The organism is Roseobacter insulae, assembly GCF_019375555.1.
Taxonomy (GTDB): domain Bacteria; phylum Pseudomonadota; class Alphaproteobacteria; order Rhodobacterales; family Rhodobacteraceae; genus Roseobacter; species Roseobacter insulae.
The window spans coordinates 297,542-310,720 of the sequence record NZ_JAHXDN010000005.1; the positions used below are offsets into that span (position 1 = coordinate 297,542).

Annotated in this window: 9 protein-coding genes, 2 pseudogenes and 1 riboswitch; of the genes and pseudogenes, 4 read left to right on the plus strand and 7 right to left on the minus strand. The window is 60.1% G+C overall.

What is annotated here, in order from left to right:
- Positions 1-35 precede the first annotated feature (35 nt).
- A riboswitch (glycine riboswitch) is annotated at positions 36-124 on the minus strand.
- Positions 125-220: 96 nt separating this feature from the next.
- A complete protein-coding gene (locus KX928_RS18590) occupies positions 221-811 on the plus strand; it encodes a gamma-glutamylcyclotransferase family protein (protein WP_219505704.1) in 591 nt (196 codons plus the stop codon).
- On the opposite strand, the gene KX928_RS18595 is transcribed toward KX928_RS18590, so the two are convergent.
- Genes KX928_RS18595 through KX928_RS18605 form a run of 3 tightly spaced genes read right to left on the minus strand, consistent with a single transcriptional unit; the run spans position 758 to position 3,985 of the window.
- Entirely contained in the window at positions 758-2,158 is a 1,401-nt protein-coding gene (locus KX928_RS18595) for an MATE family efflux transporter (RefSeq protein ID WP_219505707.1), read from the minus strand. The two genes, KX928_RS18590 and KX928_RS18595, sit on opposite strands and share 54 nt — an antisense overlap.
- Positions 2,159-2,188: 30 nt before the next feature.
- Positions 2,189-3,514 (minus strand): glutamate--tRNA ligase, encoded by a 1,326-nt coding sequence (gltX, locus tag KX928_RS18600; RefSeq protein ID WP_219505710.1) that lies wholly within the window; start codon positions 3,512-3,514, stop codon positions 2,189-2,191.
- Positions 3,515-3,574: 60 nt separating this feature from the next.
- Positions 3,575-3,985: a DUF1801 domain-containing protein gene (locus KX928_RS18605; protein ID WP_219505713.1), complete on the minus strand. Its 411-nt coding sequence runs from the start codon at positions 3,983-3,985 to the stop codon at positions 3,575-3,577.
- A 106-nt stretch (positions 3,986-4,091) separates the two neighbouring features.
- Here KX928_RS18605 and KX928_RS18610 point away from each other — a divergent pair, with 106 nt between their 5' ends.
- Positions 4,092-5,021 (plus strand): MBL fold metallo-hydrolase, encoded by a 930-nt coding sequence (locus KX928_RS18610; RefSeq protein WP_219505716.1) that lies wholly within the window; start codon positions 4,092-4,094, stop codon positions 5,019-5,021.
- Positions 5,022-5,051: 30 nt separating this feature from the next.
- Here the strand turns inward: KX928_RS18610 and KX928_RS18615 are convergent, their stop codons facing one another.
- A complete protein-coding gene (locus KX928_RS18615; protein WP_219505718.1) occupies positions 5,052-5,855 on the minus strand; it encodes a CE1 family esterase in 804 nt (267 codons plus the stop codon).
- A 117-nt stretch (positions 5,856-5,972) separates the two neighbouring features.
- Positions 5,973-7,631, minus strand: coding sequence for an NAD+ synthase (locus KX928_RS18620; RefSeq protein WP_219505720.1), 1,659 nt, complete (start codon positions 7,629-7,631; stop codon positions 5,973-5,975).
- 181 nt (positions 7,632-7,812) lie between these two features.
- Between KX928_RS18620 and KX928_RS18625 the strand changes: the two genes are divergently transcribed.
- Positions 7,813-9,201, plus strand: coding sequence for an MORN repeat-containing protein (locus tag KX928_RS18625; RefSeq protein ID WP_219505722.1), 1,389 nt, complete (start codon positions 7,813-7,815; stop codon positions 9,199-9,201).
- 176 nt (positions 9,202-9,377) lie between these two features.
- Here the strand turns inward: KX928_RS18625 and KX928_RS18630 are convergent, their stop codons facing one another.
- Positions 9,378-10,190, minus strand: coding sequence for a LysR substrate-binding domain-containing protein (locus tag KX928_RS18630; RefSeq protein ID WP_219505723.1), 813 nt, complete (start codon positions 10,188-10,190; stop codon positions 9,378-9,380).
- Between the two features lie 105 nt (positions 10,191-10,295).
- Positions 10,296-11,549: pseudogene (locus tag KX928_RS18635) on the minus strand (IS3 family transposase).
- Between the two features lie 207 nt (positions 11,550-11,756).
- On the opposite strand from KX928_RS18635, the pseudogene KX928_RS18640 reads away from it, so the two are divergent.
- Positions 11,757-12,857, plus strand: a pseudogene (locus tag KX928_RS18640) (IS110 family RNA-guided transposase).
- Positions 12,858-13,179 lie beyond the last annotated feature (322 nt).

The following is a 13,179-nucleotide window of genomic DNA, read 5'->3' on the forward strand; positions in this document are numbered from 1 at the left end:
GGCGGATGCATCTTGCATCTCTCTCCAGAGTTCTTTCCTCCCGCACGGTCCGGTGGCCTGAGAGTTTCCGGGGCGGTTGCTCCTTCGGCACCGGCATTTCAGCCGGTTCTCCCGGGCGGGAAGTGAGCAGACGGTATTCCTTAGTATGCGGATTGGTCAAGGTCTCTTGTGCACCATTCTGCATAATGATTGACTGCGCCATGTTCTGCATGAGGCGATGATGAGCGATCCCTATTTCTTTGGCTATGGCAGCCTCGTAAACACCAAGAGCCACGCCTATCCCGACCCGCGCCCGGCGACGTTGAACGGCTGGCGCAGGGCGTGGGTGGCGACACCGCGATTCGGTGTCGTTCTGCTGACCGGCGTACAGGCGCCCGGTCACAGCATAAAGGGGTTGATTGCGGCCGTGCCGGGCGCCGACTGGGCCGCACTGGATGCGCGCGAAAGCGGGTATTCGCGGGTGGCAGCCAGTCACGCCGTGGACCATGATCACCCGCAGCGCCCTGATATAGCCGTCTATTCCGTCGCACCGGAAAATCGGCTTGAGCGCGACAGCCACATGATCCTGCTCAGCTATCTCGATGTCGTGGTGCAGGGCTTTCATGAAGTTTTTGGCGAGGCTGGTGTCCAGGGCTTCTTCGACACCACGGATGGCTGGGAAACACCGATCCTGGATGATCGGGCGGATCCGGTCTACCCGCGCCACCAGCAACTGACGTCAGATCAGACCGCGTTGGTGGATGGACATCTGGACCGCTTATCGGCGCAGGTAAAGCAGCGACATGAGGCGCCCCTGCCGCCCGAATTCTGATCTCACCACTGGCTCGGGATGCGCCATCGCCTGCGCGATCACCCGCCGCGCGAGGATCCACGCAATCGCGCCAAATATCACCCCGGCCAGGGCCTGACCGATCAAGACCCCCGCCGGGCCCAGCACCCCGGCCCCGATCAGCACCAACGGCACCATCCCCACCGTGTTGCGCCCCCAGTTGAGGAAGGTGGAAAAGAACGGGCGGCCCATGTTGTTGAAGGCCGCATTGCCGACAAACAGGACACCGTTGAAGAAAAACAGCAGCGACAACGGCCCGCAAAACAGAAACACCAGGTCGCGCGTCACGCCTGTGGCGTCGAACAGACCGGCGATTTCCGCTCGAAGCGCAAAGAGGATCGCCGAAACCAGGACAATAACGATGCCGGTGAACACGACCGCGTTGTCGAAGCCTCGCCGCACCCGCTCGTGATCCTTGGCACCGAAATTCTGCCCCAGTATCGGTCCTACTGCGCCTGACAGGGCGAAAATCACGCCAAAGGACAAGGGCGTGAGCCGCCCGACGATGGCCATCCCAGCCACGGCGGCCTCGCCAAACTGGGCCATTGTGCGCGTGACGATGGCCTGACCCACGGGCGTGGCGAGCTGCGTCAGAATGGCGGGAAAGGCAATGGCCAGGATGGGCACAAGATCGCGCGCCATGCCTGCGGGTTTCGGTCGCCCGACACCGCCGTAGTGTTGGATGATCGGAACAAGCGCCATGGTCGCAATCACCATATGGGCCGCCACCGATGCGAGGGCGGCACCGATCAGTTCCAGCCCCAGTCCGAAAATCAGCACAGGATCCAGCACCGCGTTCACCAAACCGCCCCAGATCGTCGCCATCATCGCCCGGCGGGCGTCACCGTGCGCGCGCAGGATCGCGCCACCCATCATTCCAACCATCAGGAACGGCAGCCCGGGCACGGTGATCCGCAGGTAGGAAAGCGCCAGTGCCGCGGTTTCGCCCTCCGCCCCGATCAGCGCCACGAGCGCGGGAAGGTTCAGCCAGACCGACGCAGCGAAAACCAGGCCGAAAAGCGCGCCATAGATCAGCGCATGGGTCTTGCGCTCTTCGGCCAGTTCCGGGTTTGCAGCGCCAAGGGCGCGGGCGACCAGCGCGCCGGCCGCGATCGCCATGCCGATGCCAAAAGACGTGTTGAAAAACAGGATCGCAGCGGCATATCCGACGGCGGCGGCCAGTTCCGCCTTGCCCAGCATCGCGATGAAAATCATGTCGATGAAATCAACCGCGAAAATCGCCATCAAGCCGATGGAGGAGGTCATCGCCATCACCGTGATGTGGCGAAAGAGATTGCCCGTCAGGAACTTGGCCTGCGTCTCAGCCACCGCCCGCCACCTGTCGCGCGGGCCGCCCGCTCATCCGCGCGCCTTGACCACTTGCAGCAGCGGCATCAGCGAAGACATGTCGGGTCCATGCGGCTGGCCTGTCAGTGCTTTGCGCAGGGGCATGAAAAGGCCACGCCCCTTGCGACCGGTGGCTTCCTTGACTGCCGCCGTCCAGCTGCCCCAGGTCTGGTCATCAAACGGCGCTTCGGGCAGCAGTTTCATCGCCTCTGCCACGAAAGCGGCATCCTCTGCATCGATCTGCGGATCGGCCCCGTCGCGCATGATCGTCCACCATGGCGCGATGTCCTTAAGCGTGGTGATATTCTCGCGCGTGACCTCCCAGAATTGGGCCTGCTTGTCGGCGGGCACGCCAGCATCCGTCAGCGTGTCCTGCACCGCGTCGAACGGCAAACTCGCCAGGTAACGGGCAGTGAGCGGGAACAGGTCATCGACATCGAATTTCGTTGGCGCCGACCCGAACCGGCCGATGTCGAAGCCCTCGATCAGCTCAGCCATATCGGTGCGCAGCTCTACCGGATCACTGGACCCAAGGCGCGCCATGAGGCTCAGCAGTGCCATCGGCTGAATGCCTTGAGCGCGCAAATCGCGCAGGGCCAGCGTGCCAAGGCGTTTTGAAAGCGCCTCGCCCTGCGGTCCGGTCAGAAGTGAGTGATGCGCGAAGGTCGGCACGGTGCCGCCCAGGGCTTCGATGATCTGAATCTGCGTTGCCGTGTTGGTCACATGGTCCGATCCGCGCACCACATTCGTTACGCCCATTTCTGTGTCATCGACCACGGACGCCAGCGTGTAGAGCACCTGCCCGTCGCCACGGATGAGTACCGGATCAGAAACCGAGGCAGCATCGATCGAGATATCGCCAAGGATACCGTCGTGCCATTCGATTCTTTCGTGATCGAGCTTGAAACGCCAGACGCCGTTGCCCCGTTCCGCACGCAGGGCCTCCTGCTCGCTCTCAGTCAAGGCAAGCGACGCGCGATCATAGACCGGGGGTTTGCCCATGTTCAGCTGCTTTTTCCGCTTCAGGTCCAGCTCCGTCGGGGTCTCGAAGGCTTCGTAAAACCGCGCCTTTTCGCGCAGATCATCCGCCGCCGCGTGATAGCGATCCAGCCGCTCGGATTGGCGCTCCACCCGGTCCCAATGCAGGCCCAGCCACTCCAGGTCGCGCTTGATACCATCGACGTATTCTTCCTTGGACCTTTCGGGGTCCGTGTCATCGATGCGCAGGATGAATGTGCCACCCGCCTTGCGCGCGATCAGGTAATTCATCAGCGCCGTGCGCAGGTTGCCGATGTGGATGTAGCCTGTCGGCGACGGGGCAAAACGGGTGGTGGTCATCTGGTATCTCCTGTTGAGGCGCGTCGTGTCACAGGGGCGACGAATTGTCCAGCAACGCCATCATGTCGGATGGACCGGCCAACGCGTCGCAAGATCGTCCAGACCGGCACGGACAAGCCTGCCCAACACATCCATGTCAACATCTTCCAGCTTGTTGATATAGAGACAGGACTTGCCGATTGAGTGCTTGCCGAGATCTGCAAGGATGTGCCCGAAATCGGTGTAGCCCGGCATGATGTAAACCGACAGCTTCGCCTTGCGCGGAGAAAAGCCGGTGGCCAGATGCGTGCCGCTGCGGCCTGACGCGTAGGTATAGTCATAGCTGCCGTAGCCCAGAATGCCGCTGCGCCACAATCTGGGGCGCCACCCCGTCACTTGCCGGAACATCCTGTCCAACTGCGCCGCTTCGCGGTGCCGGCGTTCCGGTGCGACGGAATCCAGGAACGCGGTGACCTCCTCGGTGGTGTCCATTGGCCCCTCTCCTCGCAGAAAAATGATCACTTCCCGGTCGATTTACGTTGGCGTCAGCCTGCAACACACTACCTTTGCGCGTGTCCAACACAAAAGGAAAATGATCATGTCACATCAGATCACCCTGTCCCGGCGTGCCGCCCTGACCGGTGCCGCAGCACTTCCCCTTGCCGCCGCCACCGCGACCGTGGGCCGTGCCGGTGCCGCGATGCAAGGCGTCGCGATGAGCCCGTTCAACCGTGTGAAAGTCGGTGCCTTCGAAGTCACCACTTTGCTGGCCGGAACCCGCGCGGTCGAAGGACCGCACAACATTTTCGGTCTCAACGTGGACGCCGACGAATTCGCGGCGGTGTCTGCGCAAGCCAATTTGCCGACGGATGTCTCCCAGTTCTTTTTCACGCCGACGGTGGTCAACACCGGGTCTGAACTGGTGCTTTTTGACACCGGCCTGTCCGCCGCGGGCACGACCTCGGCGCTTGAGGCGGCCGGTTATGCCGCGGATCAGGTCGATGCCGTTGTCATCACGCACATGCACGGCGACCATATCGGCGGCATGACGACTGAGGACGGATCGGCCACCTACGCGAATGCCCGCCTTGTGACGGGTCGCGCGGAATTCGATGCCTGGGCGAAAGCGGACAACGACAATTTCAAAGCCAAGATCGCGCCTTTCGCCGACCAGTTCACCTTTCTGGAGGATGGAGGCGACGTCGCCTCCGGTCTGACGGCCATGGCTGCTTTCGGACACACGCCCGGACATATGACCTACATGGTTGAATCAGATGGCACGCAGCTGATTTTGGGGGCGGATTTCGCCAACCATTATGTCTGGTCGCTGGCGCATCCGGACTGGGAGGTGAAATTCGACATGGACAAGGCCGCCGCCGCGGCCACGCGTCGCCGCATGCTGGATATGATGGCGACCGATAAGACCGCCTTTGTCGGCTATCACATGCCGTGGCCCGGAATTGGCTATGTCGACAAGCGCGATGGCGGCTTTGCCTACGTGCCGCACAGCTATCAGCTGATGCTCTGACCGCATGCGGGGCGGCACCCCTGCGCGATGCTAAAGCCGCCCCGCCTGCCGGAACTTCTCAAATGCGAACCGCACGTATTCGGTGCGGAAGGAATGGCCGCCTTCGAACAGGCAGAAGTCCAGAATATCGCCTGTTTTGTTGCGCCTTTCTTCACATCGCAGCCCACTGTGTCGGGCAGGCCGCGGCGGGCCAAACCCACCATATCGGACATACATATCAAGGGCTTCCCGCACCTCGCCCTGCTTTGTCTCCAGGATCCTGCGACCGCTGAGCGGTACGGTGCTGTCGCTGTCACCGTGAATATGGATCAGATTGGCGACTGGTCCGGCACAGGACGCCGGAGGTCTGAGCCAGAAGGTCCCAGAGATCGGCGCAAAGGCGGCAAATCGGTCGCTTCGGGAACAGGCGAGATTCCAGACCATCATGCCGCCCGCGCTGAACCCGGTGGCCATGATGCGGCTCTCATCTATTGCAAAGCGGCGGGATGCATCGTCCAGCACCGCGTCGAAATAGCGAAACTCTTCCGCGCCGTCGCTGTCCATATGGCGCGGCGCATTCGGGATCACCCAGTCGTCGTCCTTCGACTTCACCGCAATCAACGCAGCACCCAGATCAGACACCATACGCCGCAATGACCCGTTTCGCATCACCCCCTGCGCCGATCCCCGGTAGCCATGCGAAAAGACAATGGCCGGCACCGCGGTGGCTCCATCATGACCCGCGGGCATCGCGATACGGTAGTGCCGGTCCCCCAGCACGCAGTCCGTATCCGGACCGCAGGCAAGGGCAGGCGAAGCGCCAAGAAGCAGGGCCACAATCGGCAAAAAACGCATAAGCTGTCCTCTCAGTGTCCGGGCGGACTGTGGCGCGTGGCCTGCGCGCACTCAAGTCACAACATCGTAAACTGCGCGGGCGCCACGTCGGGGAACCAGCCCTTGGCCGGCATCCGCTTACGAAGGGTCGCGCCAGCGGTTCACGATGGGATAGCGCCGGTCCAGCCAGAACGCGCCTTTTGTCAGGCGGACACCCGGTGCCGATTGAAACCGTTTATACTCCGAGATGTAGATCAGATGTTCGACCTTCTTGGCGACGTCGCGGTCAAACCCGGCGGCAACGCAGTCTTCGATTGACCCGGCGCGATCCACGAGGATTTCCAGCATAGCGTCAAGATCGGGGTAATCGGGCAAGCTGTCGCTGTCCTTCTGATCTTGGCGAAGCTCGGCGGACGGGGGCTTTTCGATCACCCGGACGGGGATAACCTCGCCGCCCGGCCCCTTCATCCAGTCGCGATGGTTGGCATTGCGCCAGCGGCAGGTTTCGAACACCCGGGTTTTATAGAGATCCTTGATCGGGTTATATCCACCTGCCATGTCGCCGTAGATCGTGGCATAGCCCACGGCGACTTCTGATTTGTTGCCCGTGGTCAGCAGCATCTCGCCAAACTTGTTGGACATCGCCATCAGCAGCAGACCCCGCAACCGCGATTGGATGTTCTCTTCGGCAAGACCGGGCGCGAAGCCTTCGAATACCGGGGCCAGTGTTTTGGTAATCGCCGCCCGCCCCTCGGCAATCGACACATAGTCATAGCGGCAGCCGAGCGCCCTGGCGACAGCCTCGGCATCTTCGAGCGACGTGGTGGAGGTGTATTCCGATGGCAGCATGACACAGCGCACATTCTCCGCCCCCAGCGCATCCACGGCGATGGTCGCCACAATGGCGGAATCGACTCCGCCCGACAGGCCCAGCAACGCCTTGCTGAACCCGGTCTTGCGCATGTAATCGCGCACCGACTGGACCATGACACGGTAGTCCTGCTCCCATGCGTCCGGGTGCGCAGCCTTCTCACCCTCGACGATCCGCCAGCCATCCGGGCTCCGCTCCAGATCGACATGGGCGATTGTTTCCGCCAGCACCGGCAGTTGCATGGCAAGGTGGCTCCCGGGGTTCAGGGCAAAGGACGCGCCGTCAAAAACCTGATCGTCCTGCCCGCCCACCATATTGAGATAAATAAGCGGCAGCTCCGTTTCCACCACGCGGGCGACCATGTGGTTGAGGCGCGTCTCGAATTTGTCACGGTAGTAAGGCGATCCATTTGGTACGAGCAGGAATTCCGCACCGGTCTCGGCGAGCGTTTCCGTCACATCCTCATGCCATGCGTCCTCGCAGATCGGGCTGCCAACGCGGGAATTTCCTATCGAGTAAGGCCCGCCCATGGGCCCGGCATCGAAGATGCGCACCTCGTCGAACACCGTTTCATTCGGCAGGTGGTGCTTGAGCACCTGACTGGCAATTCGCCCACCCTTCAGGATCAGGTAGGCGTTGTAAAGCTTGGTACCCTCGACCCAAGGCGCGCCGATCGCAAGCGCCGGTCCCTCGGCGCAGTCACGCGCAAGTTGTTCAATATGCGCCGCAACATCGAGCTGAAACGCACGGCGCATCACCAGATCCTGTGCATTGTACCCGGTAACGAACATCTCCGGCAGGGCCACAAGATCGGCACCCGCATCGCGCCCCACTTCCCACGCGTTGCGCGCGAGAGCGGCGTTGCCTTTGAGGTCACCAACCGTCGGGTTCAATTGCCCCAAAGTGATACGAAAACGATCCGCCATGCGCGCCGGCCTTTTTGCTCATTTTGTCGTCATTTAGCAGATTGCGCCCGCGTGAAAAGCCCATCACACCCCAAAGCACAAAAGAACATTGCTCCCTGCGCGGCCTTTGCATAAGTTCTGGTCTAGGTCGTTCGGGGGTTCGGCCGGGCTTCACGTCTGAAAAACAGGTGCAAGGTTTGTTATGTTTGTTCGTCGATTGATCTTTTGCCTCGCGTTAGTGCCAGCACCGCTGTTTGCGCAGGACGGGCAGGTGCTGACCAAACAATATGACGACGGCGGTGTGTATGAAGGCACCTTCCGAGGTGGCGTGCAGCACGGCACTGGCACCTACAAGCTCCCGAACGGGTACGAATACACCGGCCAGTGGATCGATGGAGAGATCAAGGGCGAGGGCATTGCCCGCTTTCCAAACGGATCAGTCTATGAAGGGCTGTTCGCCAAGGGCAAGCCCGATGGGTTCGGCAAGATCATTTTTGCAGACGGCGGCACCTACGAGGGCGAATGGCAGGGCGGCGCGATCATGGGCACCGGCATTGCGCTTTATGCCAACGGCGTGCGCTACGAGGGAGAATTCCGCAACGCCAAACATCACGGCAAGGGCACGATGCAAAGCCCCGGCGGCTATGAATACAAAGGCGATTGGGTTGACGGTGCCAAGGAAGGCACCGGCACGATCACCTATCCGGACGGCGCTGTGTATGAGGGCGAAATTCGCGCTGGCAAACGCGCCGGGAAAGGTACCCTGACCATGCCCGACGGGTTGGTTTACGTCGGGCTGTGGCGCGATGGGCAGATCGATGGCACCGGAAAGCTGACGCAGGCCAACGGCGACGTCTACGAGGGCCAGTTGGCCAGTGGCCGCCGGGAAGGTCTGGGAAAGGTGATTTACGCCAATGGCGATACCTACGAGGGCGCTTTTGCAAATGATCTGCGCGACGGCCAGGGCACCTTTACCGCGCAGGACGGCTACACCTACACCGGCTCCTGGGTGGCCGGAGAGATCGAAGGCAAGGGCCGCGTGACCTACCCCGATGGATCGGTCTATGTCGGTGATTTTTCCGACGGGCTGGCGGATGGCATTGGCCTGATCACCTACCCTGATGGCTCCACCTACAACGGCGAGTGGAAGACCGGCGTGATCGATGGACAGGGAAAGGCGACCTACACCAACGGTGTGGTCTACGAAGGCGGCTTCAAGAATGCCCGCAACCACGGTCAGGGCGTCATGACCTACGCGGATGGGTACAAATACGACGGTAACTGGGTTGACGGGCAGCGTCAGGGTCAGGGCACCGCCACCTACCCCGATGGCACAGTCTATACCGGCAGCTTCGAAGCGGGCCAGCGCCACGGGACGGGCAAAATCACGATGCCGAACGGGTTTGTCTACGAAGGATCATGGGTCGAAGGTGAGATCGAGGGCGAAGGTGTTGCGACCTATGCCAACGGCGACGTCTACGAGGGCACGTTCAAGGCGGGCAAGCGTCAGGGCAATGGCACGATGCGCTATGCCACGGGTGAAGAAGCCAGCGGGGATTGGAACAACGGCGCCTTAACTGACGGCGGCTAGGTCCGGCGCACAGCCTTTCGTGAATCCGATATCACTTTCAAGGCTCGATGTTTCGGCCCGCCTGAACGATGGAACAGACCAGCGCGCCATCGGACCGGCGTGGGATCTTGCGATATTTGCTCACATCAGATGGTCACATCTTCGACAGATGCCGCAGCACCTCTGAAATCCATGGATCAGGGTCGCGAAAACTGGCCCACAAATGCATGACATCGGCTTGCGTCTGCGGCGTTGCAATCGGAACGCTGGCCAGTGGTTTGCCCTCGTAGCTGGCGTTGCGAGGGCCACGAATAGCAGATCCCGACCCCGGCCCCTTGCGCGGCAAGCGAACGCATCATCTCCAGCGACGTCACAGCCTGCCTCACGTGCGGCGACAGGCGCATTTCCTGAAACAGCTTTTGGATGAAAACGGCTGACAGCCCTTCGTAGAACAGGATCAGCGGATTCTCGACAACGTCTTCCAACTGGACAGGTTTCCTGACCGCCAGCCGGTTCAGGGCGGGCGCCAGGCACCACGGGGCATAATCCTCAAAACACTCTATCACGAAGGGCGCGTCGATATCTGGCCCCGCCTCGATTTTCCTGGCCTGCAAAAGCAGGTTCCGCGCCTGCGCAATTACGCCATGCCCGCATGGTGTGACATCGATCGCCGCCCCTATGCGGCGCACAAAAACAGCATGCCCCAAAAGCTGCTCCACCCGCGTGATCGCGACTGATAGCGCGGGTTGCGAAACATACTGATGGGCCGCTGCATGCGTCAGGCTGTGACATCGGCACCCAAGAAGTTTTGCGGCAAAGGGCCTAGCCAAACCGAGACTGGCGAGATAATCGGATGCGCGCTCGCCATAGCTGATCCCGTTTCCCGAAAGAACCTTTGGAAAGCGCTTGGACCTTGCCCAATGTGCGCCCAGCCTGTGGTCGTTAGCAGGTGAGGCCGCCCTAAGGTTACTGCCGCGTCGCCAGCAGACGTCGGATGTGCATCGTCTCATTAAGGGCTTGCTGATTGACGGAAATTACGGAACTACGACAGCAAGGAACTGCGAACTGTCGGAGTTTGTCTGTGGCACCTGACCCAGCCCCCTGATCCGGGCCGTTCAGAGGCGGAATCCGTTCTTGTTTCTTTCTGTTGATGGGTTTGTGGTCAAGGCCTGCAGAGGGGAGCCTTTGCGGAGCTCAAGCGAGGCAGGCCGGGTGGCACGGTTGAGGGTAGCGAAGACGGCTGGGGCCGGCCCGCCAAGCGATGTGTGTGGTCGTTCTGTGTTGTAGTCGGTCCTCCAGTTTTCGATGATCTTCCGGGCTTCAGCGAGATTGCCGAAGATGTGTTCTTTGAGGCACTCGTCGCGAAGACGACCATTGAACGACTCCACAAAGGCATTCTGCATGGGCTTTCCGGGAGCGATGTAGTGCCAGCCAATACCAGTATCTTGACACCATCTGAGGACAGCTTGTGATGTCAATTCCGCCCCATTGTCGCTGACAATCATATCGGGCTGTCCCCGCCTGCAGATCAGATCATCCAGCTCGCGGGTCATCCGCGCACCAGACAGTGAACGATCCGCGACGGTGGCCGAAGCTTCGCGGGTACAATCATCCACGATGCACAGCACCCGGAACCGTTGGCCATCGGCAAAGGCGTCAGACACGAAGTCCAGTGACCAGCGCTGGTTGGCCCGATCCGGCACCGGAATAGGCCTGCATGTGCCAAATGCGCGCTTGCGAGAACGCCTGCGCCGCACGGCCAGGCCTTCCTCGCGGTAGAGCCGAAACAGTTTCTTGTGCCCTCTCATCGCTGCAAGCAGCGACTGCCGGGTGAGAGTTCACTCAATGCCCACTCTGGCCAGTAGAATGCCCAAACGGCGATACCCAAACCGACGACGCTCATTGGCCAGCTCACGCAGCCGTTTCCGCAGCGCTTCGTCACCGCCATCCTGTTTCTCATACTGGAAGACAGACCTGTGCAGGCCTGCCAGGTCACACGCCCGACGCTCACTCAAGCCGTGCCGATCCATCACGTCCGACACGGCCCGTCTTTTGACATCGGGCGGTAATAGTTTTTTGTTACCAGATCCTTCAGCGCAGCGTTGTCCAACGTGGCATCCGCCAGCATCCGCTTCAGCCGGTTGTTCTCGTCTTCAAGCGCGCGCAGCTTCTCAGCGTCCGATACATTCATGGCGCCAAACTTGGCTTTGTATTTATAGAACGTGGCATCGCCCCCTCTCGGTCATTGCTCCGCAATAACCTGCCGGTCAAAAGATCACGTACTTCCGGCACAGCTCCTGCGCCTTCACGCCAGCTTCGTATTCCTTGATCATCCCAATGATCTGTTCATCTGAAAATCTGCGTTTCATAGTCCATCCTTTGCTTGGACGAATTACTAACACCCCAGTGGCCTGATTTCAGGCGGCTGGGTCACGGCCGAGTGCGGTATAGCGAACGGTTGCGCACTCCGAAAGCTGCCATTTGTGCGACTTGCAGCATCAGTCAGTAATGGGACGTACCGGCTGCTTCACCCAGCAGGCTAGGCTTGGCCAATTTCTGCAACATGGAGACGTAGCATGGCAAAGAACGATTTTGATGAACTGATGTCGGTCAGCATCGACATTGGCAAAGATGTCTTTCACTTGGTTGGCTTTGATCTTGATGGCCAGCTTGTACGGCGCAAGAAGTTCAAACGGCTGGCGCTGGTGGCGTCATTTGAACAGTTGCCGCGTTGAATTGTCGATATGAAAGCCTGCTTGAGCAGCCATTTTGTGAGCCGGACGTTGCGTGGGTTGGCAGTTGAGCCCCGGATCATTCCTGCGATGTATGTAAAGCCTTTCAACAAAGGGCAAAGTGAAGCGGATAAGAAAACGATCCAGTGAATCGTTTTCCCGCTGAACGACTACAATGATGCCGAAGCCATTGCGGAGGCTGCTCTGCGTCCCAACCTTAAGACGGTTTCTGAGAAGACGCAGGAGCGACTCGATCTGCAGGCGTCGCACCGTGTTCGATCACGGCTTGTGTCGCGTCGAACGGCAGTCATGAACCAGATCCGTGCCTTTCTGACCGAACACGGCATCACTGTCAGACGCAGTGTCGCCGCGCTGCGCAATTCTCTTGAGGCCAGTCTGGACAATCGTAGTGGCGAGATGTCCCTGCGTATGCGGAGATTGATCCTGGGACTTCAACAGGAGTGGATTTGGCTGGAAAAACGGATCGAGATGACCACGTCAGAGATCAAAGAGATCAGCGAAACTGAGCCGGGTTGCCAGCGCCTCATGACCATTCCAGGCATCGGCCCATTGATCTCAACTGCCATAGTCGCCGCTATCGGCAAGGGCGAAGCCTATGATCGTGGGCGCGACTTTGCAGCTTGGCTCGGGCTGGTGCCCCGACAAAGCAGCACGGGTGGGCGCACGATATTGGGAAACATCACAAAACCTGGCAGTCGGTATCTTCGCATGCTCTTTGTCCAGGCCGCACAGATTATCATGATGAGGCCGAAGAACTGGCACAAGTTCAGCTTTGGCGAATGGTTGGAAGCGGCAGCGACATGCATGCAACACAACAAGTTTGGAGTCGCACTGGCCAACAAATTGGCCCGGATTGCATGGAACGTCCTGAACTCCGGCAAGGACTTTGATTGGAAAGGAAAAGAGATAGCGGCTGCGATCTGATCGGATCGAGGCCGCCACCGATGTTCGTAAACCTCAACTGCATGGAAAGGAACTAGACGCACCCAAAGTCTGAGAACCCAAATGGGCTTCGATGATCTGGTAAGTAATGAGACAGCGGCGCGTGCGCACTCCCAACAGGGCCACGGCAATCAACACGCCGATCAAAAAGCCAGATACATCTGAGCGACTTCCAGACGATATGCAGAAGAGAACTTGCGAACGGCAGCCGGTGCATACATGGACTCATTCCGGACCTCAGATGCAGCGCGGCATCCTGTGATATGCTTCCCCGTCAACGTCGGGTTGTCGTTGTGGGAGGGCA